This window comes from Kitasatospora sp. Ki12 (assembly GCF_054601375.1).
The window spans coordinates 425,813-448,370 of the sequence record NZ_BAAIHT010000003.1 but is presented as its reverse complement, the minus strand read 5'-3'; the positions used below and the strand labels follow the sequence as shown (position 1 = coordinate 448,370).

At 76.2% G+C, this 22,558-nt stretch carries 14 protein-coding genes; 10 read left to right on the top strand and 4 right to left on the bottom strand.

From position 1 onward, the window contains the following. Positions 1-14 precede the first annotated feature (14 nt). Positions 15-644 (top strand): type VII secretion system-associated protein, encoded by a 630-nt coding sequence (locus tag ACYP53_RS32775; protein WP_459650108.1) that lies wholly within the window; start codon positions 15-17, stop codon positions 642-644. A 69-nt stretch (positions 645-713) separates the two neighbouring features. On the opposite strand, the gene eccD is transcribed toward ACYP53_RS32775, so the two are convergent. Beyond that, positions 714-2,096, bottom strand: coding sequence for a type VII secretion integral membrane protein EccD (eccD, locus tag ACYP53_RS32770; protein WP_189919682.1), 1,383 nt, complete (start codon positions 2,094-2,096; stop codon positions 714-716). Positions 2,097-2,334: 238 nt separating this feature from the next. Here eccD and eccCa point away from each other — a divergent pair, with 238 nt between their 5' ends. The 3 genes from eccCa to ACYP53_RS32755 are packed head-to-tail and all read left to right on the top strand — an operon-like array spanning position 2,335 to position 8,743. After that, positions 2,335-6,300, top strand: a complete 3,966-nt coding sequence (eccCa, locus tag ACYP53_RS32765; RefSeq protein ID WP_459650107.1) for a type VII secretion protein EccCa — start codon at positions 2,335-2,337, stop codon at positions 6,298-6,300. Beyond that, complete coding sequence (locus tag ACYP53_RS32760; protein WP_459650106.1) at positions 6,300-8,381, top strand: hypothetical protein; 2,082 nt, start codon at positions 6,300-6,302, stop codon at positions 8,379-8,381. Before eccCa ends, ACYP53_RS32760 begins: the two co-directional genes overlap by 1 nt. Further along, positions 8,318-8,743, top strand: a complete 426-nt coding sequence (locus ACYP53_RS32755; protein ID WP_459650105.1) for a hypothetical protein — start codon at positions 8,318-8,320, stop codon at positions 8,741-8,743. The genes ACYP53_RS32760 and ACYP53_RS32755 overlap by 64 nt, the downstream gene beginning before the upstream one ends. A gap of 23 nt (positions 8,744-8,766) precedes the next feature. Here the strand turns inward: ACYP53_RS32755 and ACYP53_RS32750 are convergent, their stop codons facing one another. Next, on the bottom strand, positions 8,767-9,456 hold the full coding sequence (locus tag ACYP53_RS32750; protein ID WP_459650104.1) for a DUF6308 family protein: 690 nt from the start codon (positions 9,454-9,456) through the stop codon (positions 8,767-8,769). Between the two features lie 96 nt (positions 9,457-9,552). On the opposite strand from ACYP53_RS32750, the gene ACYP53_RS32745 reads away from it, so the two are divergent. The 4 genes from ACYP53_RS32745 to ACYP53_RS32730 all read left to right on the top strand — a co-directional run bounded on the left by ACYP53_RS32745 (position 9,553) and on the right by ACYP53_RS32730 (position 16,365). Then, the gene (locus ACYP53_RS32745; RefSeq protein WP_459650103.1) at positions 9,553-9,990 is read left to right on the top strand and encodes a hypothetical protein; all 438 of its coding nucleotides are present in this window, start codon (positions 9,553-9,555) and stop codon (positions 9,988-9,990) included. Positions 9,991-10,787: 797 nt separating this feature from the next. Beyond that, positions 10,788-11,618: a hypothetical protein gene (locus ACYP53_RS32740; protein ID WP_459650102.1), complete on the top strand. Its 831-nt coding sequence runs from the start codon at positions 10,788-10,790 to the stop codon at positions 11,616-11,618. Between the two features lie 125 nt (positions 11,619-11,743). Beyond that, on the top strand, positions 11,744-15,109 hold the full coding sequence (locus ACYP53_RS32735) for a right-handed parallel beta-helix repeat-containing protein (protein WP_189919692.1): 3,366 nt from the start codon (positions 11,744-11,746) through the stop codon (positions 15,107-15,109). Then, the gene (locus tag ACYP53_RS32730) at positions 15,106-16,365 is read left to right on the top strand and encodes a S8 family serine peptidase (protein ID WP_459650101.1); all 1,260 of its coding nucleotides are present in this window, start codon (positions 15,106-15,108) and stop codon (positions 16,363-16,365) included. Before ACYP53_RS32735 ends, ACYP53_RS32730 begins: the two co-directional genes overlap by 4 nt. Before the next feature lie 387 nt (positions 16,366-16,752). On the opposite strand, the gene ACYP53_RS32725 is transcribed toward ACYP53_RS32730, so the two are convergent. Further along, positions 16,753-18,096: a hypothetical protein gene (locus ACYP53_RS32725; protein ID WP_459650100.1), complete on the bottom strand. Its 1,344-nt coding sequence runs from the start codon at positions 18,094-18,096 to the stop codon at positions 16,753-16,755. Between the two features lie 322 nt (positions 18,097-18,418). Here ACYP53_RS32725 and ACYP53_RS32720 point away from each other — a divergent pair, with 322 nt between their 5' ends. Beyond that, positions 18,419-18,772: a hypothetical protein gene (locus tag ACYP53_RS32720; protein WP_459650099.1), complete on the top strand. Its 354-nt coding sequence runs from the start codon at positions 18,419-18,421 to the stop codon at positions 18,770-18,772. Positions 18,773-19,000: 228 nt separating this feature from the next. After that, complete coding sequence (locus ACYP53_RS32715) at positions 19,001-19,663, top strand: sigma-70 family RNA polymerase sigma factor (RefSeq protein WP_189919701.1); 663 nt, start codon at positions 19,001-19,003, stop codon at positions 19,661-19,663. A gap of 54 nt (positions 19,664-19,717) precedes the next feature. Here the strand turns inward: ACYP53_RS32715 and ACYP53_RS32710 are convergent, their stop codons facing one another. Further along, a complete protein-coding gene (locus tag ACYP53_RS32710; RefSeq protein ID WP_459650098.1) occupies positions 19,718-22,552 on the bottom strand; it encodes an AfsR/SARP family transcriptional regulator in 2,835 nt (944 codons plus the stop codon). Positions 22,553-22,558 lie beyond the last annotated feature (6 nt).

Here is a 22,558-nt window from a genome sequence, read left to right as displayed (position 1 = left end):
CCGAGAGGACCGCGATGACCGCTTCCGACCAGGGCCGCACCGGGCCCGTTCCCGCGCCGCCGGTGCCCGAGCGGATCCTGGCCGCCGCGAAGGCCGCCCCCGGGCAGTGGATCGGGCTGGTCGACCCGTACTGGCGGGGCGAGGGGGAGCCGCCGGACTGGGCGGTGATCGGGCGGTGGCTCGCGGGGGAGGACGGCTCGGTCGAGGAGTTCGCGGAGAACGGGGAGTACCGTCCCTCCCCGCTGGCGCGCGAGTGGCCGGCGCCGACCGACCCGGTGGACGCGGCCGTCCAGCTGGCCGCGACCGGGTACGGGCCGGCCGAGGACGTCTACCGCGCGCTGGCCGCCGCCCGCTTCGCCGTGCTGCTGGACGGGTCCGGCGGCGTCGGCGGGTTCGGGCTCCCGGACGGCGCTCCGGCGGTGGTGGTGTACTCCGCGCGGTCCTGGCTGGAGGCGGCGGGGAACCCCGACCACGCGGTGATCGGGCCCGGCACGCTGCTGGAACGGCTGCCCCCGGGCCTCGGGATCGTGGTCAACCCCGGTGCCCCGGCGGCCATGCGGCTGGATCCGGGTGCGCTCTGGTCCGCCCTCGACGCCCGCGACCGCGCGGGGGAGCCGGCGCACCCGCCGCGCCCGTTCGACTGACGCCCCCGCCCGGGGACGACGAGAGGGCCCGCCAACCGTCACGGTGGCGGGCCCTCACGCTTGTCGGCCTCAGCCCGCGAGCCCGCGCAGCGCGTGGTAGACGCCGCAGGCCTGGAGGGCCAGCGGCAGCAGGGCGAGGGCACACAGGGTGTGCAGGATGTCGGCGAGGCGCCCCCAGTACGGGAGCAGCCGGCGGCCGGGCACCGTCCAGGCGACGACCAGCAGCGCGACGGCCACCGTCAGCAGGCCGCCCACCAGGGCGAGCCGCCCGGTCGCCGAGGCGGTGGTGGCGGCCCGGGTGAGCAGCACGAGGGCGCCGAGCACACCGGGCAGCAGGACGGCCAGGCGCTGGCGGATGCTGCCGACGGCCCGGCCGTGCAGCAGGAGCAGCAGGCTCAGGGCGGCGGCCTCGGCGGGCCCGGCCCAGCCGTCCGCGAACGGCAGGACGGCCAGGCAGGCCGCGCAGACCAGGCCGACCGCGGTGTGCAGGGCCATCAGGTAGTCGTCGGCGACCAGGGCGCGGGGCAGAACGGCCTCGGCCGGGACCGGCTCGATGTTCTCCTGCAGCTCCTCCGCGTTGCGCGGCAGCATCGGCAGCCGCAGTCCGGACAGCCGGAACGCCGTCGACGGCACGAAGGCGCCGACCAGCACCGCCACCACCGCGACCACCGCGACCAGCTGGGCGGGCGTCAGGCCGGCGAGCACCAGCACCCCCGACACCACCCCGAGCAGCGCGACCAGCGCCACCCCGAGGAACAGCGGCGCCGCCGCGCCGACCGCCGCCAGGGCCAGCACCGCCACCCCGGCCCCGGCCGAGGAGGCCGCCAGCACCCGGGCGCCGAGCAGGTCGTCACCGCCCGGCCCGCTCGGCAGCAGCAGCGCGGCCAGCGCCAGGTACGGCACGGCGGCGGCGCCCAGCGCGGCGCCCGCGCCCGCGTCGGCCATCGCCCGGGAGGCGCTGGCGGCGCCGAGCAGCAGCAGGAGCGCGACGGCCGCCGCGGCCGCCTCGCGCGGCGCGGCCGGACCGGGCAGCGCCAGCAGCACCCAGCCGGCCGCCAGCGCGGTCAGCGCCAGGGCCAGGGCCAGGATCCGGGTCAGGCCCGGGCGCCAGGTGTCGCCGCGCTCGTTCATGCCGGTGGCGACGCCGTCGACCAGGTCGTCGAAGTGCACCGGCGGCAGGGTCCCGTGCCGCTCCCGCAGGTACAGCGCGTCACCGTCGTGCAGGCCCAGGGACTCGGCGCTGCGCTCCTCGTCCAGCGGGTCCTCGCCGAGCCGCTGCAGCACCCAGCCGCCGTGCTCCAGCCCCTCCTCGGCGAGGTCGGGCCCGGCGTGGCCGAGGATCGCGGGGAGCAGGTCGGCCAGCGGCACGTCGGCCGGGACGGACAGTTCGAAGACCGCCTCCGGCGCGTGGAACCTCAATCGGCACAGTCCTGCGACGACACTGCTGCTCACGCCTGTCCTCCGGCTCGGTGGTGCTGCTCTCGGCCTGCGCGCACCGCTTCGGCGTACTGCTTCGGCGTACTGCTTTCGCGTACTGCTTCCGCGTACCGCTTCTGCGCACTGCGCGTTCCCGCCCGTTGAACGGCTCGTCCGGCGCGGCGCGTTCAAACCGGCCCGCCGCCCGCTGAACCTCCCGCGCCACGCCGTCCGTCAGCCAGAGGGAACGGTCGCGGCGGTAAGGAGTCCCTGAGTGAGCGTGGTGCTGGTCAAGCGGACGCCCCGGCGTCCGGGGCCCGAGATGCCGGACGGCGAGATCCAGCTGCAGGAGCCGCCGGGTCTGCCGGAGAAGCAGAGCGGCATGGCGAGCGTGATCAGCATGGTCCCGATGGCGCTCGGCTCGCTGTCGATGGTCTTCATGTTCCTGCACCCCGGGGGCAGCGGCGACGGCGGTGGCGGCGCGCTCAGCTACGTCGCGATGGGCATGATGGCGCTGTCCGCCGTCGGCATGCTGGTCACCCAGCTGATCCGCGGCTCCAGCGACCGCAAGCAGCAGCTGCGCGCCGAGCGCCGCGACTACCTGCGCTACCTCTCCCAGATGCGCCGCCAGGTGCGCCGCTCGATCGACGCCCAACGGCAGGCGCTCGCCTGGCGCCACCCCGCCCCGCAGGAGCTGTGGTCGCTGGTCGGCACCAGCCGGCTGTGGGAACGCCGGGCCGCCCACCCGGACTTCAGCGACGTCCGGATCGGCCTGGGCTCCCAGCGCCTGGCCACCCCGCTCGCCCCGCTCGCCACCAAGCCGGTCGAGGACCTGGAGCCGCTCTGCGCCCACGCCCTGCGCCGCTTCATCCACGCCTACGGCACGCTCGCCGACCAGCCGATGGCCATCCACCTGCGCGGCTTCGCCCACCTGCTGCTGCGCTCCGACGACCCGGACGCCGCCCGCGCCATGGTGCGCGCCGTGCTCGCCCAACTCGCCGTGGTGCACGGCCCGGACGAGCTGGCCGTCGCCGTCGTCACCGACGCCGAACGGCGGGCCGACTGGGAGTGGGCCAAGTGGCTGCCGCACGCCCTGCACCCGACCGACACCGACGGCGCCGGCCCGGTCCGGCTGGTCGCGGGCAGCCTCGGCGAGGTCGAGCAGCTGCTCGGCGAGGAGTTCACCGGCCGCCCCGGCTTCGAACCGGACGCCGTACCCGACCGCGACGAACCCTTCACCGTCCTGGTCCTCGACGGCCCCGGCGCGCACACCGGCAGCCGCGCCGCCCTCACCGGCTACCGCAACGCCGTCCTGATCGACCTCTCCGACAGCCTGGAGTGGCGCCCCGGCCGCACCACCCTGCGGCTGCGGATCGAGGACGGCCGGCTCACCATGGTCGGCTCCGACCGCAACCGCAAGGACGTCGTCACCGACCTCGGCCGGCCCGACGCGCTCACCCTGCCCGCCGCGACCCGCCTCGCCGCCCAGCTCGCCCGCTACCGCATCGCCGACGGCGTCGACTCCGCCGAACCGCTCGCCACCGACTTCGACCTCACCGCCCTGCTCGGCATCCCCGACCTGCACGCCCACGACGTCGACGGGCTCTGGGCCCAGCGCGGCATCCCGCAGCGGCTGCGGGTCCCGCTCGGACTCGGCCCCGACGGGCGCCCCGTCGACCTCGACCTCAAGGAGTCCGCCCAGGGCGGCATGGGCCCGCACGGCATGCTGATCGGCGCCACCGGCTCCGGGAAGTCGGAACTGCTGCGCACCCTGGTGCTCGCCCTGGCCGTCACCCACTCCTCCGAGGTGCTCAACTTCGTCCTGGTCGACTTCAAGGGCGGCGCCACCTTCCTCGGCCTCGACACCCTGCCGCACACCTCCGCGGTGATCACCAACCTGGCCGACGAGGCCTCCCTCGTCGACCGGATGCGCGACGCCCTGCACGGCGAACTCGTCCGCCGCCAGGAGCTGCTGCGCGACGCCGGCTACGCCTCGCTCCTGGACTACGAGACCGCGCGCGCCGCCGGCACCCCGCTGCGCCCGCTGCCCACGCTCTTCGTCGTCGTCGACGAGTTCAGCGAACTGCTGTCCGCGCACCGGGACTTCATGGAACTCTTCATCATGATCGGCCGCCTCGGCCGCTCCCTCGGCGTCCACCTGCTGCTCGCCTCGCAGCGGCTCGACGAGGGCCGGATGAGCGCGCTGGAGTCCCACCTGTCCTACCGGATCGGCCTGCGCACCTTCTCCGCCATGGAGAGCCGCGGCGTCCTCGGCGTCCCCGACGCCTACCAGCTGCCCTCCCAGCCCGGCAACGGCTTCCTGCGCAGCGACATCTCCACCCTCACCCGCTTCAAGGCCGCCTACGTCTCCGGCCCGTACCGGCCCAAGCGCCGCGCCGCCCAGCAGGCCGCGATCGCCGGACAGGTCGTCGCCTACGGCACCGACTACGTGATGCCGCGCCAACCGGCCGTCGCCCAGGAGGAGTCCGAGGAGGAGCAGGTCTCCGCCGGCTCCCTGCTGGAAGTCGCCGCCGACCGGCTCCGCGACGCCGGACCGCCCGCCCACCGGGTCTGGCTGCCTCCGCTGGACGTCCCGCCCACCCTCGACGAACTGCTGCCGCCGCTCGTCCCGCACCCCGAACGCGGCCTCACCACCGAGGACACCAGCGGCCACGGCACCCTCGCACTGCCCGTCGGCGTGGTCGACCGCCCCTTCCACCAGCTGCGCGACCTGCTCACCGCCGACCTCGCCGGCGCCGGCGGCCACGTCGGCATCGCCGGCGCCCCGCAGAGCGGCAAGAGCACCCTGCTGCGCGGCCTGATCACCGGCCTCGCCCTCACCCACACCCCGCGCGAAGTCCAGTTCTACTGCCTGGACTTCGGCGGCGGCACGCTCTCCGCCCTGCGCGGCCTGCCGCACGTCGGCGGCGTCACCGGCCGGCACGACGGCGAGCGGGTGCTGCGCACCGTCGCCGAGGTCAACGCCGTCATCAACCGCCGCGAACAGTACTTCGCCGAACTCGGCATCGACTCCGTCGCCTCCTTCCGCCGCCGCCGGGCCGCCGGTGAACTGCCCGACGAGCACCACGGCGACGTGTTCCTGGTCATCGACGGCTGGAACACCCTGCGCCAGGAGTTCAACGACCTCGTCCAGCCGCTCACCCTGATGTCCCAGCGCGGCCTCAACTACGGTGTCCACCTGGTGGTGGCCACCACGCGCTGGGGCGAGATCACCGGCGGCCTGCGCGACCAGCTGCAGACCCGCTTCGAGCTGCGACTCGGCGACGCCATCGACTCCGTGATCAACATGCGGGCCGCCGCCAAGGTCCCCAAGCTGCCCGGCCGCGGCCTCACCGACGAGCAGCTGCACTTCCTCACCGCCCTGCCCCGGATCGACGGCTCCGGCCGCACCGACGACCTCGGCGAGGGCGTCGCCGACCTGGTCGACGCCGTCGCCGCGCACTGGACCGGCCCGCGCGCCCCCGAGGTCCGGATGCTGCCACTGGTCCTGGACGCCGCCCGGCTCCCCGCCGCCGAAGGACGGCTGCGCGTCCCGATCGGCCTGGAGGACACCGAAGTCTCCCCGCTGTGGCACGACTTCGAGGAGAACCCGCACCTGCTGGTGGTCGGCGACAGCGAGTCCGGCAAGACCAACCTGCTGCGGCTGATGATCAACGCCATCACCACCGCCTACACCCCCGCCGAAGCGCGGATCATGCTGGTCGACTACCGGCGCGGCCTGTACGACGCCGTCCCCGAGGAGTACCGGCTCGGCTACGCGGTGGCCGTCGACAAGCTCCGCCAGATCGTCGACGGCGCGTCCCGGGCGATGAAGAACCGCATCCCGCCCGCCGACATCACACCCGCCCGGCTCAAACTGCGCGACTGGTGGACCGGCCCCGAACTCTTCATCCTCGTCGACGACTACGACCTGGTCGGCTCCACCGGCGGCAACCACCCCTTCGCCGCCCTGCTGGAAGACCTCGCCCAGGGCGCCGAGATCGGCCTCCACCTGGTCGTCGCCCGCGGCGCCAACGGCATCGGCCGAGCCCTCTCCGACCCGCTGCTGCGCAAGCTCCAGGAAGTCAACTCGCCCTCGCTGCTGATGTCCTGCCCGCCCTCGGAGGGCTACCTCTTCGGCAACCTCAAGCCCCGGCAGCTCCCGGCCGGGCGAGGGCTGTACATCACCCGGCGGCGCACCGTCCAGGTGCAGACCGGACACCTCGGGGAGGAGGGCTGATGACCACCGCCACGACCCCCGCGACCGGCGGCTCGGCTCCTGCGACCGGCGGCTCGGCTCCCGCGACCGGCGGCTCGACGCTGCGGGCGCTCGGACCGCACTACGTCATCGCGCCGCCCGGTGCCGAGGCCGCCGGACTGGCCGAGGCACTGGAGCCCGTCCGGGCCGAACCGCGGGCGCTGCTGCTGCTCGCCGCCGCCGCCGACGCGGCACCCGTCCTGCTGGCCTCACTCGACGAACTCGCCCGGGCGGCGCGCGAACGGGGCGCCGAGGCACTGGTGCTCGCCGCCTCCGGACTCGCCGCGCCCGGACCCGACGGCCGACGGCCCGCCGAACTGCTCGCCAAGCGCAGCGGACTGACCGTCATCGCGCCGGACACGGTGATCAGCGTCGAGGCGGACGGCATGCTCCCGGCCGTCGACGGCACCTGGTGGCGCTGCCCGCCCGGCGGCGCCACCGCGCCGCTCGGCCCGCACTGGCCCGCCGCCGCGACCGTCACCCCGCTCGCCGGCGGCGCGTACTGGATCACCGAAGCCGCCGTCGGAGCGGAACGGCCCGCCGTACTGGACCGGGCCGCCGCACCCGGCGACACCCTGCTGCTCGTCCTCGGCGAGCCCGCCGGACCACTCCCCAGCGGCCCCCAACTCGCCAACGCCGCCGCACTGTTGCAGACCGCCGCGGGGAAGCCCGACCGGCGGCTGACCCTCAGCGCGCCCTGGGCCGACCCGGTCCGGCTGGTCGAACTGGTCGCCGTCCTGTCCGCCACCCTGCGCCAGGAGGTGCGCGCGGCCGTCGGCCTCCCCGTCCGCAACGGCCCGGTCGGCACCCGCAACGTCCACCTGGGCCCGGACGGCGCCGAAGGCTGGGAACCGTACCTCACCGAACTCGTCGCCCGCCCGAGCGACCGCACCGTCACCGCCACCGGCTGGCGCACCCGCCCCGACCTCCCCCCGGCACCCGGCCCGGCCCGCTACCCGGCCTTCCCCGGCTGGGAACTGGAAGCCGTCGCCGCCGGCCTGTGGCTCCGGCCCGAAGCCACCCCCGACCGCGGCCCGCGCCTGCGCCGCCCCGACCCCGCCCAGCCGGTGCTCGTCATCGGCGCCCCCGGCCGCCCCGTCCCCGAAACGCTCTGGGACCACCTCGGCACCCTCCTCGGCGTCCTGCCCCACGGCACGGCGCGGCTCGCCCTCGCCGTCGCCGGAACCCTGGACGTCGAGTCCGGGGCGGTGGGGCGGTTCTGCGCGCGGCTGTACGGGCTGGACTGGGCGGGGGTGGAGGCGGAGCCGGTGCTTGAGGCGGAGCCCGACCCGGTGCCTGCCCTTGAGGCCGTACCCGAGCCCGAGCCCGAGCCGGAGCCTGCACCCGAGCCGGAGCCTGAACCCGAGCCGGAGCCCGAGGTGGAGCCCGAGCCCGAGGTGGTGGCCGCACCGACGCCCGCCGTGACCGTGGCGACCTCCGGCGGGCAGTACGAGGAGGTGCCCGCGGAGCCCCGCCCGGTGGCTGCCGAGGAACCCGCTGCCGTCGAGGAGCCGGAGCAGGCGGTCGGGGTCGAGCCCGAACCGGTCGTCGAACCCGAAGCCGAGCCCGAGCCGGTCGTCGAACCCGAGCCAGAGCCTGAACCCGACCCGGTCATCGAACCCGAGCCGGAACCCGAACCGGAGCCCGACCCCCAGCCCGACCCCGTACCCGCCGCGCCCGAGCCGCCGGTGGCCGAGGCGCCCGCCACCCCGGGGCAGGACCGCGGGGCGCTGGTCGCCCAGCTCGGCCCGCCTACCAGCGGCTCGCGCGGCGGGCCGAGGACGTCGCCACCCGGCTGCCGAGCCTCCGCTCCCGTACGGAGTCCGGCGACCCGCGGCCCGAACTGGTCGCCGTCCTGCTCCAGCACGGCGACTGCACCCCGCTGGCCCCCCGTGCCGAGCTCCTGGCGGCGGCCCGCTCCGGTGCACCGGGCCGCTTCGGCCCGTACCTGCGCTGCCTGGCCGCCGGCCTGCGGCGGCTGCCGAGCCACTACGGCGGCGTGCTGGTCGGCGGCCCGGCCGAGGGGTGCGACCTCGCCGCGTACACCCCCGGTGCGGTGGTGACCGAGCGGGCGCCGGTGACCGGCCTGGCGGCGCCGGGGGCGGACTTCGGCGAGGACGCCGGGATCGAGTTCGCCATCTGGTCCGTCGGCGGCCGCCGCAGCTCGGCCTTCGGCGAGCCGGGCGACCCGCCGACCGTGATCTTCGCCCCGGGAACGGAGTTCGAGGTGATCGACGTCCAGCCGCCCGACCCGGACAGCGGGCAGCCGGCCCGGGTCCTGCTGCACGAGATCGGCGGGGTCCGCCCGGGCCCCGACCGCCTCCGCACCTGGCTCGCCCGCCGCGACGCCGTCGCCCCCGCCGACCGCGTCCGTCCCGCCGACCCGTCCCGCTACCTGCTGGACCTGGGCGCGGGGCCGAACTGACGGTCGCGCCCGGGCCGGAGCCGTCAATGGGCTCCGGCCGCGCGCTCCCGTTCGCCCTGGTGCATCCAGCCGATGACGTCCAGGACCCGCAGGACGCCGATCTCCTCGCCGATCCCGGCCTCGGCGCGCACCTCCGCCAGGTCGGCCCGGAACGCGCCGCCGTCGGCGCGGAGGGCGGCGGCCAGGTCGGCCCAGAAGGTGCGGTCCGTCCGGGGCCGCCGGAAGAGCGCCTTGATCCGCTCGTCGTAGACCGGGACGAGGTGCGGGCGCTTGCGGGCCAGTAGCTTGCCCGCGACGACCGGGCCGCCGCCGTCGGGTTTGGCCGGGTACGTCTTCGCCGGGTCGGCGAGCCGTTCCCAGAGCTCCCACGCCGGGCCGCCCGGTGCCACCAGGGCGTCGGAGTCGGGGTCCTCCAGGCGGGCGTCGCGGGGGATCGCCGACAGCAGCCGGTGCCAGTGGCCCCCGGGGTCGGTGAGCAGGTCGACCGCGCCGTGCGGTTTCACCTGGACGCTCAGCATGGTGACGGCGACCAGGTCGTCGGCGGTGAAGCGGTCCGCCACTCCGGGCCGGTCGCCGCCGCCGTCGAGCCGCTCGAAGTGCGCGCCGGAGTACCACAGGTCGCCCCGCTCCCGGCGTCGGGTGAAGTACGTCCGCAGCAGCCGCAGGGACTCCTCGCGGTCCCGGTAGACCTCCGGGATCCACAGTCCCGTCATCGACGGCTCCCTCCTCGTGCCCGGCCCGGTGAACCCCGGACCCCGGACCGTCCGTGGGACGTAGCGTAGGGAAGAGTTCGGCAGGAGGAGCGCGGGATGACCGAGACGGTGCGGGACGGGTTCCGGCTGGCGGCGGTGTTCGACGTCGTGGACCCGGTGACCGGGCCGGGCTTCGCGCCGGACCGGCCGCGGCTGGAGCCCGGGGAGGAGCGCGAGGCCGTCGCCCGCTACCTGCGGACCGGCGCGGCGGTGCTGCTGACCACGATGCTGATGGACGACGTGGTCGAGCCGGACCGGCGGGGTGTCGTGCCGATGGGCTTCCGCACCGACGGCCGGTGGATCTGGACCGACACGGTGACGTACTACCTGGAGGAGTACGGGCTGGCGCCCGACCCGGAGCTGCTCGCGCACGTCCGCGCCCAGGGTGACGGCCCGTGGGCGGACCCCGAACCGGCGGTGCTGGAGCGGGCGGTGTCCTTCGTGCTGACCCCGCCGGAGGAGACCGAGGAACCGGTCTGGACGGTCGGAAGCTGAACGTCCAGGACCCGGCTGAACCGATCGGGGCCGTCCGGCCGTAGCTCCCCACAGGAGTGTCGTCGAACACAGGGGATGCATGGTGGGCGAGGAGCAGCGCGGCGAGCCGGGGCGGGAGCCGTCCGGCTTCCGGCTTCCGGCGGTGAACTGGGCTCTGGCTGCCGAGGAGGAGTCCACGGAGACGGCCTCCGCCGCGGAGACGGCCGCGGCCCCGGGGGCCCCGACCGTGGTGCTGCCCGCGCAGGCGGCGGCCCCCGGCGGGACGGGGACGGGGACCAGGGCCGAGAAGGCCGCCGAGACCGGGAAGCGGCCGAGAAGCCTGCCGGGAAGCCGACGGAGAATCCGGCCCGGACCGAGGGCGGCAAGCCGGCCGAGCGCGCGTCCGCGACCCGGTCGCGCCGCCGGCCACCCCGTCGGCCGCACCCGCCGCACCCCCGTACCCGCCGCCGCGGCCGTCACGGTGTCGCCCGCCGCCGCCACGCCCGAGGCGCTGGCCGCCACCGTGGTCGCCGAGCGGCCGGCGAGTCCGGTACGGACCCCGGCCCGCGGCCCGGGCGGGTCTCCCGTCCGATGATCGCGGCGGCCGTCGCCGTGGGCCTGGTGCTGGTGGGCGCCTCGGTGGTGGTGACCCAGCTCGGCGGCAACGACCACAAGAAGGGGCCCGCCCAGGCCGACGCGCCGCCCGGGTTCGGGCAGGGCGGCGGGGACGGCGGCAACGGCTTCGTGCCCGGGTACGACGAGCACGGCGGCACCGGCGGCACGGGCACCCCCGCCCGGACGGGCAGCCGGGGGCGGTCGTGCCGCCGGTGGACGCCGGTGCGGCCTCCTCCGCGCCGGGTGACCAGCCGGGTTCGGTGCCCAACGGCTCCGGCGGCTCCGCCTCCGGGGGCGGCGCGTCGGGCGGGGGCGGCGGCGCCGCGCAGCCCGCCAAGGGAGCGGTCAACACCGGTACGGGCGCCGGGAGTTCCGCTGCCGGGACCGGTCAGGCCCAGGGCGGTTCGGGGGCCGCCGCGAGCGGTGGCGCCGCCGCGGGCGGCACCAAGCCCGCCCCCAGCCAGCCGACGCCGCCGCCGGCCGGGGCCCAGAACCCCGCCCCGCCGCCGGCCGGCGCCCAGAACCCGGCCCCGCCGCCGGTGGCCGCCAAGCCGCCGGCGCCGGTCACCGCGATCGCCGGCCCGTACTGCGGCGGGTACCGCACCAACGGCTGGTACGACGACGGCGACAAGGGCTGGCGCAACTACTCCGGCGGCTACAGCGGCGAGGGCTGCAACGGCACCTACGCCGCGATGCCGATGTCCGGTGACGGCAACGACAAGGGCAACTCGGTGGTCTGGAGCTTCACCCTGGACAAGGTCACCAGCTGCACCCTGGCCGTCTACATCCCGGCCAGCGGCAACCTCAAGCAGGTCGGCGGCAACCCGAGCTACTACACGGTGCAGAGCGGCGGTGGCTCGGCCGGTTCCTTCACCATCAACCAGACGGCCAGTCAGGGAAGTTGGGTGACCAAGGGGCCGTTCACCTACCGCGGTCCGATCTCCCTCACCCTGCACGACCGCGGCATCGACTGGGGCGCCGCCGCCGGCGCCCACCACGCCGCCAGTGCCGTCCGGGCCACCTGCACGCCCTGACGCCGGTCCGACCACGTTTGACCTGGTCCGACCCGGTACGACCCGCATGCCCGCACACCGGCCGGGAACCACCCCGGCCGGACGGCGGAGAACCACCACGCCCCACGACGAAGGGAACCCCAGGCATGTCGCGCCCGGTGCTGACGGTCTGCGCGGAGCAGCGGGAGCCCGGCTCCTACCGCACGATCGGCGAAGCCCTCCAGGCCGCCCGCAGCGGCGCGGTGATCTCCGTACGCCCCGGCCGCTACGACGAGAACCTGGTTCTCACCAAGGTGGTGAGCATCACCGCCGAGGACGTCCGGGGCAGTGTGCGGATCAGTCCCAGACGCGGCTCGGTCGTCCAGGTGCTCACCGAAGCCGTCCAGTTGACCGGACTGGTGCTCCAGGGGCAGGACGACGAACTGCCCGCCGTCGACGTCCCGCGCGGCCAACTCGCCCTCCAGGACTGCGAGGTGGCCGGCAACGCGTGGACCGCCGTGCTCACCCGCCAGCAGGGCGAACTCGCCATGCGCGGCTGCCGGGTGGTCAACCCGGCCGGCGCCGGACTGGTCGAGACCTCCACCGGCACCAGCGTCATCGAGGACAGCGTCATCGAGCACCTGGGCACCTCCGCCCTGGTGATCGGCGAGCGGGCCAACCCGACCGTACGGCGCTGCGTGCTGCGCGACGCCCGCGGCAACGGCGTCTGCGCCAACGGCGAGGCGCGCGGCGTGATCGAGGACTGCGAGATCTCCGCCACCGACAAGCCCGCCGTGGCCCTGGAGGAGCAGAGCACCACGCGCCTGCTGCGCACCGAGATCCGCGACAGCGCCCTCGGCGTGTTCATCGGCTCCACCGCCCGGGTCGTCCTGGAGGACTGCACCGTCACCGCCGTCCGCGGCCACGGCTACGTGCTCACCAACGGCACCGACCCGCTGCTGCGCCGCTGCCGCGCCGTCCGACCCCAGGGCCAGGGCCTGCACATCACCGGCCGCTCCCGCGGCACCTTCGAGGACTGCGAGGTCACCGCCCCCGCCCAGGTCGGCATCCACGTCGGCGAGTCCGCCGGCCCCGGCCTGGTCCGGGCCGTGGTGCGCGACGCCGAGACCGACGGCGTCGAACTCACCGGGGAGAGCGCCGCCGAGTTCGACCGGCTGGAGGTCCGCGACGCGGCCGGCACCGGCATCGTGGTGCGCGAGGGCGCCAACCCGCTGCTGCGCCGCACCACCGTCACCGCCGCCGGCGGCCACGGCATCGAGGTGCTGCGCGACGGGCGCGGCCGGATCGAGGACGCCACCGTGCTCGACTCCGGGCAGCACGGCGTGCGGATCAGCGACGGCGCCAACACCTACCTCGGCGGCAGCCAGGTGCGCGGCAGCAAGTCCTGCGGCGTCTCGGTCGGCCCCGAGGGCGTCGCCACCCTGCGCGACGTCGAATCCACCGAGAACGCCTTCGACGGCGCCAGCGTCGAACGCGGCGGCGAACTCACCGCCACCCGCTCCCGGCTGCGGACCAACCGCCGCCACGGACTCCATCTGACGGGCGGCGCCCGCGCCACGCTCACCTCCTGCCAGCTCACCGACAACACCGTGGACGGGCTGCGCTCCGAAACCGCGGAGCCCGTCCGGCTCACCGACTGCCTGACCGCCGAGAACCAGGGCGCCGGGCTGCGGCAGACCGAGCCGAGCGACCGGCTCGCGATCGAGAACCTCGACAGCCGGGACAACCGGTCGCCCGACGCCCACGGGTCCGCGGCCGTCGCCGCCGCCGCGCCCGGCACCGCCGCCACCGCTGACGGCGGGACCGAGCCCGCCGACGGGACGGCCACGCCCGCACCCGCCGACCCCGGACCGCAGGGCCCGCAGGCCGTCCTGCAGACCCTGGTCGGGCTGGACGGCGTCAAGGAGCAGGTCGCCACCCTCGTCAACCTCAACAAGCTGGCCCGGCGCCGCGAACAGGCCGGCCTGCCCGCCCTCCCGATGAGCCGGCACCTGGTCTTCGCCGGCCCGCCCGGCACCGGCAAGACCACCGTCGCCCGGCTCTACGGCGCCATCCTCGCCGAACTCGGCGTGCTGCGCAGCGGCCACCTGGTCGAGGTCGCCCGCGCCGACCTCGTCGCCTCCATCATCGGCGGGACCGCCCTGAAGACCACCGAGGTCGTCAAGGAGGCCCTCGGCGGCGTGCTGTTCATCGACGAGGCGTACACCCTGTCCGCCGGATCCGGCGGCACCGGCCCCGACTTCGGCCGCGAGGCCATCGACACCCTGGTCAAACTGATGGAGGACCACCGCGAGGACCTGGTGGTGATCGTCGCCGGGTACGAGGCCGAGATCCGCGAGTTCCTCGCCTCCAACCCGGGCCTGGCCTCCCGCTTCAGCCGCACCGTCGAATTCCAGAACTACAGCGTCGACGAACTCACCACCATCGTCGAGCACAACGCCGGCGGCCACGGCTACGAACTCGCCGAAGGCACCCGCGAGGCGCTCGCCGTCCACTTCGAACGGATGCCCAAGGGCGCCGACTTCGGCAACGGCCGGGCCGCCCGCAAGGTCTTCGAGGAGATGGTCGACCGGCAGGCCTCCCGGCTCGCCGTACTCGAACACTTCGACAACGACGCCCTCACCCAGCTGCTGCCCGCCGACGTCGGCGAACAGGCCGCCGCGGCCGTCGCCGGCAACGGCAAGTCCGACGAACCCGGCCTGCTCGACCGGCTGCGCGCCATGGTCGGCCTCGCCGCCGCCAAGGAACAGGTCGAGGACCTCGTCAACCTCACCCGGCAGACCCGCCGCCGCGTCGAAGCCGGCCTGCCCGCCGCCACCATCAGCCACCACCTGGTCTTCTCCGGCCCGCCCGGCACCGGCAAGACCACCGTCGCCCGGCTCTACGGCGAACTCCTCGCCGAACTCGACGTGCTGCCCGCCGGCCAGCTCATCGAGACCGCCCGCGCCGACCTCGTCGGCCGCTACATCGGCCACACCGCCCAGCTCACCCGGGACGCCTTCGAACGCGCCCGCGGCGGCGTGCTCTTCATCGACGAGGCCTACACCCTGACACCCCGCAACGGCGCCGGCGGCGACTTCGGCCAGGAAGCCGTCGACACCCTGATGAAACTGATGGAGGACCACCGCGACGAGGTCGTCGTCATCGTGGCCGGCTACCAGGAGGAGATGCGCGGCTTCCTCGCCTCCAACCCCGGCCTGGCCTCCCGGTTCTCCCGGGAGATCACCTTCGACCACTACGCGGACGACGAACTCGTCACCATCGTCCGGCTGCAGGCCGAGACCGCCGGGTACAGCTGCACCCCAGAGACCCTGGCCGCGCTCGGCACCCTGTTCGCCGCCGTCCCGCGCGACCGCTCCTTCGGCAACGGGCGGTTCGCCCGGCAGGTCCTGGAAGCGATGATCACCCGCCAGGCCGGACGGCTGTCCCGGCTCGACATCGCGGACCTCGACGAACTCAGCCTCCTGCTGCCGCAGGACATCCCGGTCGAGCGGATCGGCAGCTTCGGGTGAGGGACACCGCCGCCACCGCCCGGAACGCGGCCACCGCCCGGGCCGCCGCTGTGGCGCTCGCCGCCGCGCTGCTGCTGCCGACCGCGGGCACCGCGGCCGCCGCCGACACCCCCGACGCCCTGCCCGGCGTCACCCAGCAGCGGCGCGACCCCGGCGGCAGACCCGCCGGCTGCCTGCCGCCGTCCGCCAAGGGCACCCAGCTCGTCCCCTGGCCGCAGACCTTCCTGCGCCCCGAACGGGTGTGGCCGCTCACCCGCGGCGAAGGCGTCACCGTCGCCGTCCTCGGCTCCGGCGTCAAGGACGGCGGCGGCCTGCTCACCGGCCGCCTCGACCACGCCCCGCTGCCCGGCGGCGCCGACCCGGCCCAGGACTGCGTCGGCCACGGCACCTTCCTGGCCGGCCTGATCGCCGCCGACCAGCGCGAAGGCACCGGCTTCGCCGGGCTCGCGCCGCGCGCCAGGATCCTCGCCGTCTCGGTCACCAACGAGGCCGGCGTCGGCACACCCGACCTGCTCGCCCAGGGGATCACGGCCGCCGCCGACCGCGGCGCCCGGATCATCACCGTCGGCATCGCCCTGCCCACCGGCAACGACGCCCTGGCCGGCGCGGTCAAGGCCGCCCGGGCCAAGGGCGCGCTGATCGTCGCCCCGGCCGCACCCGACACCCCACCCGCCGACACCGCACAGTCCGGCGCCAAACCCGGACCCGCCTACCCGGCGGCCTACCCCGAGGTCCTCGCCGTCCGCGACCTCGCCCCCGGCGGCGCCCTCGCCGACGGGGCCTCGGCCGTCCAGGTCGGCGGCCGCGTCGACCTCACCGCCCCCGGTGACGCCGTCACCGGCCCCGGCCCCACCCCCGGCGGCTACTACACCGGCGTCGGCCCCAGCTTCGCCACCGCCTTCGTCGCCGCCACCGCCGCCCTCGCCCTCGGCTACCGCCCCACCCTCACCGTCGACGAACTGACCCGCCGCCTCGAATCCACCGCCTACCACAGCCCCGACCCGCAGTACGGCTACGGCACCGTCGACCCCATCGCCGCCGTCACCCGCCTCACCGACCCGGCCCCCACCACCCCGCCCCCCACCCCGGCCACCCTCGCCATGCCCCCGGCCCGCCCCACCAGCACCGCCCCCACCCAAGCCGCCACCATCGCCCTCACCTCCCTCGCCACAGCCGCCCTCATCGCCGCCGCAGCCGCCATCACCCCCCGCGCCCGCCGCCGCAACTGGCGCCCGGGCCGCGCGGAGGAGCACTGAGGGTCCGGTCCGCCCGGCGGGCGGACGGCCCGTTCCGGCCGCCCTCGCCGCCCTCACCTGCCCTACCGACCCGGCCGTCACCACACCACCCTTGCCATGCCCCCGGCAGCACCGCCCCGACCCAAGCCGCCACCGTCGCCCTTGCCTTCCTCGCCACGGCGGCCGCCGCCCGAGGCAGGGGGAGGACGGTTGAGGGGGCGCCCGCTTGGCGGGTGCCGGCCCCGTTCCGCTGGCGCCATTGCTCCCGCCGCCCTTGCCGCTGCGGTCCTGGTCGTCGCCGCCACCTGCTCTACCGACCCGGCCCCCACTGACCTGTCCCCATAGCGGCGCCTTCGCCCTGCCCTCTGGCGCGCCCGGCCAGTGCCGCCTCTTCCCAAGCCGCCGGCATCACCCTTGTTTCCTCGCCGCTGCGGCTCTGGTCGCCGCCGCTGCCGCCGGGCCCGGCGGCAGCGGCGGGGCCGGCACGGGAGGAGGGCTGGGGTGTCCGCATGGGGCCCGGTCCGGGCGGATGACGGATGAGGAGGGGGCTGCTGCGGGGCCGGCATCCGTGGCGGGTGGAGGAGGGCTGGTGGCCTGTCGCGGCTGGTGTCTGTCGGGGCTTGTGGTGCGGGCTGAGGGGGTGTCCGTCCTGTGGCCCTCCTCTGCCCGGCTCGGGGTCGGGCTGAGGGACGGTGAGGTGTGGTGATTCGTTGCCGTCCGCCGTCCGCCGTCCGCCGTCCGCCGTCCGCCGTCCGCCGTCCGCCGGCGCCTCAGGCGACCGTGGGCGGGGTCAGGGGTGGCGGTCGGCGATGGCGTCGCCGATGAGGGCGGCGAGTTCGAGGTAGCCGGTGCGGGTTCGGGGGCGGAGGGTGGCGGGGTCGGCCGGGTGTGGGGCGGGAGGAGGACGGCGCCGCGGCAGCGGGCGCGGAAGTGGGGGAGGAGGTCGCGGGCGGCGAGGGGGTGGTCGGTGGGCGGGGCGGGGGTGAAGACGGTGGCCGCGCCGTGGACCAGGCCGTGGTGGCCGAGGGCGGTGAGGTGGGCGAGGAGGGCGTCGGCGTTGCGGGCGCCGGTGGGGGTGGCGGGTTCGCAGAGGACGAGCTGGTCGGCGAGTCCGACGGCGGGCGGTCGCAGGTCCACGGGTGAGGCGGTGGTGTCGGTGAGGATGACGGGGTAGTGGCCGCTGAGTTCGGTGAGGGTGCCGGGGAAGGAGGCGGGGTCCGGTGGTACGGCGTGCACGACGAGCCGGCCGCCGGTGCCGTGCCCCGCCGCCGGGGGCGGGCTGCCGGGGAGGAGGACGAGGACCTGGTCGGCGCGGTGTTCGGCGAGGAGGGCGCCGAGGACGGTGGTGAGGCCTTCGGCGGGGCTGCCGAGGACGGCGATCCGGTGGCAGGCGCGCAGCGGTACCCGGATGCGGTCGAGGAGGTGCCGGTGCCGTGTCCCGCCGCCGGGGAGAGGCAGCCGCCGGGCGTGCAAGATGGTGGTGCGGGGGACGGTGGGCGTGCGGTGGACGGGCGGTGGCCAGGCCACCGGGGCGGGGGCGGCCGGTGCGGGGTGTGCCTCGGGGAGGCCGGGGCCGCGGGTGAACAGCTGCCGTTCGGGGGCGGGGATCAGGACGGTGCCGAGTGGGTCGAGGGCGGGGCGGGGCCGTAGTTCGACGGGTTCGGGCCAGGCGGCGGGGGAGTAGTCGGGGGCGGCCGGGGTGCCGGTGTTCGTGCCGGTGCCCGTGCCGGGGGTGCCGTCGGTGAACGCCATCGCCTGACCTCCCGGTCCGTGCCGGGTCGGACCGGCGCCTCCGGTCGTCCCGTACAGCCGGGACTACGGTCGAAGGAGTCGTTCCGGTTCACCTGAACCGCCGGTGGTGGTGGGCCCGTTGAGCTGGGCAGGGCGCACCGGGCGCCCCTCGTCGTACCGGGAGGCCGGGCCGCGCGGCCGCCGGTACGGCCGGGCCGCGCCAATTCCCCTGCTCGACCGGCTACCGCTCGGTACCGTCGTCCGGTGGCACCCGGCGCCCGTCGGGTGCCATCGAGGTCGAACGAGCGTGAGTCCCGGGATCGGGACGGGGGAGGGGCACCGGATGGATGCGGACGGGCCGGAGGCGCGCGACTTCGTCGCGGCCCTGGTGCGGGCGGGCGCGCCGATCGTGGCGGGTCCGGCCGGGCTGGGGGTGCCGGAGGCGGCGGCGGACGAGGTGATCGCGGTCGCCCGGCGGCTGGCGCTGCGGGCGGTGCCGGACGGGCGGTGGCGGCCGGGTTCGGCGCCGTCGGGGCTGCTGGGGGTGGCGGCGGCGCTGGTGGTGGACGAGCATCCGTCGGTGTCGGGGTGGTCGGCGGCGGAGCGGGGGCGGTTGGCGACGTGGGTCGCGTTGCTGATCGAGCACCGGGGTGAGGACGGGGTGCAGGAGTTGGTCGCGGCGCTCAACAGCGGCTGAGCGCGGGCGGTGGGGGCACCCGGGCGGGGCCGTCAGGGCCGTCCGGGCAGGCGCTCACGCGGCATCCGGGAGCGGTCCGGGTGCCGTGAGCGGGGGCGTTGGCGGATCGTTGGTGAGGACTTGGCGGGCTCCGGCAGTGTGCTGTCGTAGCCGCCGCCGGGGAGGTCCGGCCGGTGGTCAGCGGCGCCCTGCCCGTGCCGTGCCCCTGCCCGACCTGAGAGGTAGCGCGTGTCGAAGCCGTCCGTCGCCCAGTCCACGCCCGTCGCCGAGCCCGAGGGCCCGTCGGACGCGGTGGGGGCCGCCACCGCCCCGGCCCGTCCCGCCCGTCCGACCCTCGACCCGGACACACTCGCCGAGATCCACCGGCTGCACGGCGGCTACCTGCTGCGCGCGCTGCTGCGGGCCACCGGCGGGGACCGGGGCAAGGCCGAGGACATCCTGCAGGAGACCCTGCTGCGCGCCTGGCAGCACCCGGAGGCGCTGAGCGCCGGGCCCGAGCAGAGCCGGCCGTGGCTGTTCACGGTGGCCCGGCGGATCGCGATCGACCACTACCGGATGGCGTCCGCGCGCGCCAAGGAGGTGATCGGGGAGCCGCTGGAGGACCGGCCGCTGGCCGAGGACCCGTACGAGACGGTGGTGGTCGCCCGGGACATATCGCTGGCGCTGCGGCGGGTGCAGAAGCACCACCGGGAGGTGCTGGTGGAGCTCCACCTGAAGGACCGGTCGGTGCTGGAGGCCTCGGCCCGGCTGGGGGTGCCGCCGGGGACGGTCAAGTCCCGCAACTTCTACGCGATCCGGGCGCTGCGCCCGGTGCTGGCGGCGGAGCACGGGTACGCGCCGGTCAAGCGGGGGGCGGCCGCGGAGAGCGGCGCCGCCCAGGTGGCCGGATAGCGGCTCCGGGCCCGGTTCACTCGTGGGCTCGGCTGACCGCCCGCCCCGCCCCGCTCAGTGCCCCGCCCCCCAGTCGTCCGAGCGGAGGTTGAGCGACTCCTCCAGGCCGGCGGTGAACTCGCTCCGGTAGCCGGCCTGCCGGTCGTGGCTTCGGAAGCGGTCGAGCGCGGTGCGCAGCCGGGCGCCGACCTCCGGTTCCCGGCCGCGGGCCAGCAGGTGGGCGGCGTAGGACTGTTCGGTGAGCGCGTGCAGGTAGAGCAGGCCCGCCTCCTCGCACGCGGCGAGGAGGCGGTGCCAGGCGAGGTCGGCGGTGTCGTCGCGGACGGTCGGCGGGAGGGCCTGCGCCTCGGTCAGCAGTGACCAGAGGTGGACCTGGGTGACGGGTGCGGGCGGCAGCAGTTCGCGGGCTTCGCGGGAGTGGCGCTGGGCGCCGTCCCGGTCGCCGGCCGCCAGGCTGACCCAGCCCTGGTGGACCTTGGCGTCGACGAGCCGCTGCCGGTTGTCGGAGGTCAGGGCGAGGGAGGTGGCGGCGGCGGCCAGCCGTTCGGCCTCGATGGAGTCGCCGAGCATCGCGGTGACCAGGGCGAGGGTGGCGAGCGCGCGGACGCGCGCGGACGCGGCCCGGGGCCCGTCCTCGGTGTCGGTGGCGGCGACCGCCTTTCGTGCCGCATCGGCCGACTCGTGCCGCCGTTCGAGCGCGACGAGGGCCTGGGCCCGGCAGTTGTGCAGCAGCGCGACCGCGGCCGGGTCGCCGCACCGTTCGGCGGCCTCCTGGCCGGCCCGGGCGCGGGCGAGCCAGTCGGTGAAGCGGCTGGCGCCGTAGTAGAGCGAGCCGCTGGTGAGGGCGAGCCGCCAGGCGCGTTCGGGGTCGGTGAGGGCGGTGGCGTCGACGAGTGCGCGGACGGTGGGTTCCTCGGCGCGGAACCAGTCGAGGGCGGTGCGGATGTCGACGGCGGGCGGGAGGGCCTGCGGGGGGTGGGCCGGGGGGTCGGAGCCCTCCTGGCCGGGGTCGAGGTAGAAGCCGCAGTGCTGCAGGGCCGCGAGGTAGTAGTCGGCGAGGCGTTCGTGGAGCAGCCGCCGCCGTGCTTCGGGTTGTTCGGCGAGCAGCCCGGCGCTGTAGAGGCGGACCAGTTCGGTGCGGCCGTAGCGGCCGGGGGCGGTGCCGGTGAGCAGGTGGTGGGCGGCGAGTTCGCCGAGTGCCCGGTGGGCGGTGGCGCTGTCGGTGCGCAGCAGGGCGGCGCTCGCCAGGGTGTCCACCTCGCCGCCGGGGTGGACGGCCAGGGAGGTGAGCAGTTCGGCTGCGGATGCGGAGAGTTGACGGTACGTCAGATGAAGGTGCGGGGTGAGTCCGAGGGTGCCGTCGGCGTCCAGGACGGCCAGCCGGGTGTGCTCGTCGGAGAGTTCGTCGGCCAGCTCGGCGAGCGTCCAGTCGGGCTGGGCGGCGAGGCGGGCGGCGGCGATCCGCAGGGCGAGCGGCAGCCGGTCGCAGAGGCGGGCGAGGCGGGCGGCGGCCTCCGGTTCGGCGCGTACGCGTTCGGGGGTGAGGGCGCGTTCCAGGAGGAGCAGGGCGTCCTCCTCGGGCAGGGCGGTCAGGCGCAGCAGGGCGGCCCCGTCCAGTGCGACCAGGTCCTCGAGCGAGCCCCGGCTGGTGACGACTGCGGCGCAGCCGGGCCCCTCGGGCAGCAGGTCGGCGACCTGGTCGGCGTCGGCGGCGTCGTCCAGGAAGACCAACAGCCGTCGGCCCCTGGTGTGTTCGCGGTAGAGCGCGGCGCGTGCGGGGCGGTCGGCGGGGATGGTGCCGGCGGGCACGCCGAGCGCGTGCAGGAAGTCGGCGAGGACGGCCTCGGGCCGGGCCGGGCCGGTCGGGGCGAGGCCGTGCAGGTCGGCGTGGAGTCGGCCGTCGGGGAAGCGGACGGCGGCCCGGTGCGCCCAGGCGGTGACCAGCGTGCTCTTGCCGACCCCGGCGGGGCCGACCACCAGGACGGGGCCGTCGCCGGGCCGGTCGGGGCCGCAGTCCTGGTCGAGCCGGTCCAGTTCGGCCTGCCGTCCGACGAAGTCCACGGGCCGGCGGGGGAGTTGTTCGGGGACCCGGGCGGCGGGCCCGGGCCCGGGCGCGGGCGGAGCAGCGGGCAGCTGCTCCGGGCGGTCGTCGGCCAGCACCTCGGCGAGCGCCGCCCGCAGGGCCGTCCCGGGCCGGATCCCGAGCTCCTCGTCCAGCCGCTGCCGGGCCTGGTGGTAGGCGGCGAGGGCGTCGGCGGGGCGCCCGGCCTGGCGCAGGCAGCGCATCAGCAGCGCCACCAACTCCTCGCGCAGCCCGTCCGTCCGCACGTACTGCTCCAGGACGGCGACGGCGGCCGCTCCGGTGCCCCCGCGCAGCCGCAGGGTGGCCCAGCAGAGCAGGGCGGCGGTGCGGGACTGGGCCAGGCTGTCCACCGCGGCGGTGCGCAGCGGGGTGTCCGGCAGGTCGGCCAGGGCCTCGCCGCGCCACAGCCGCAGCGCCTCCTCCAGCAGTGCGGTGGCCTCGGCGTCGGCGCCGGGGTCGTCCCGCCGGGCGTGCCCGGCGGCCCGGGCGGTCAGGGCTTCGAAGCGCAGCGCGTCCACCTCGTCGGACGGCCCGGTCAGCAGGTAGCCCGAGGCCCGGGTGTGCAGTTCGAACGGGGTGTCGGAGAGCACCTTGCGCAGCGCGGCGACGTGCCCCTGGACGGCGGCCCGCGCGCTGGCGGGCGGGCACTCGTCCCACAGCACCTCGCAGAGCCGGTCCACGGTGACCACGCGTCCGAGCTCCAGCGCCAGCAGCGCCAGGATCGCCCGCCGCTGCGCCCCAGCCAGCGTGGCGAAGCCGTCCGCCCCGACCCGCAACTCCACCGGGCCGAGCAGCCGAATCCGCACCGAGTA

Excerpts from the sequence above, each read along its gene's own strand:
- ACYP53_RS32775 (WP_459650108.1), top strand. The coding sequence starts at position 15 with ATGACCGCTTCCGACCAGGGCCGCACCGGGCCCGTTCCCGCGCCGCCG.
- ACYP53_RS32760 (WP_459650106.1), top strand. The coding sequence starts at position 6,300 with ATGACCACCGCCACGACCCCCGCGACCGGCGGCTCGGCTCCTGCGACC.
- ACYP53_RS32750 (WP_459650104.1), bottom strand. The coding sequence starts at position 9,456 with ATGACGGGACTGTGGATCCCGGAGGTCTACCGGGACCGCGAGGAGTCC.
- ACYP53_RS32745 (WP_459650103.1), top strand. The coding sequence starts at position 9,553 with ATGACCGAGACGGTGCGGGACGGGTTCCGGCTGGCGGCGGTGTTCGAC.
- ACYP53_RS32735 (WP_189919692.1), top strand. The coding sequence starts at position 11,744 with ATGTCGCGCCCGGTGCTGACGGTCTGCGCGGAGCAGCGGGAGCCCGGC.
- ACYP53_RS32725 (WP_459650100.1), bottom strand. The coding sequence starts at position 18,096 with ATGGCGTTCACCGACGGCACCCCCGGCACGGGCACCGGCACGAACACC.
- ACYP53_RS32720 (WP_459650099.1), top strand. The coding sequence starts at position 18,419 with ATGGATGCGGACGGGCCGGAGGCGCGCGACTTCGTCGCGGCCCTGGTG.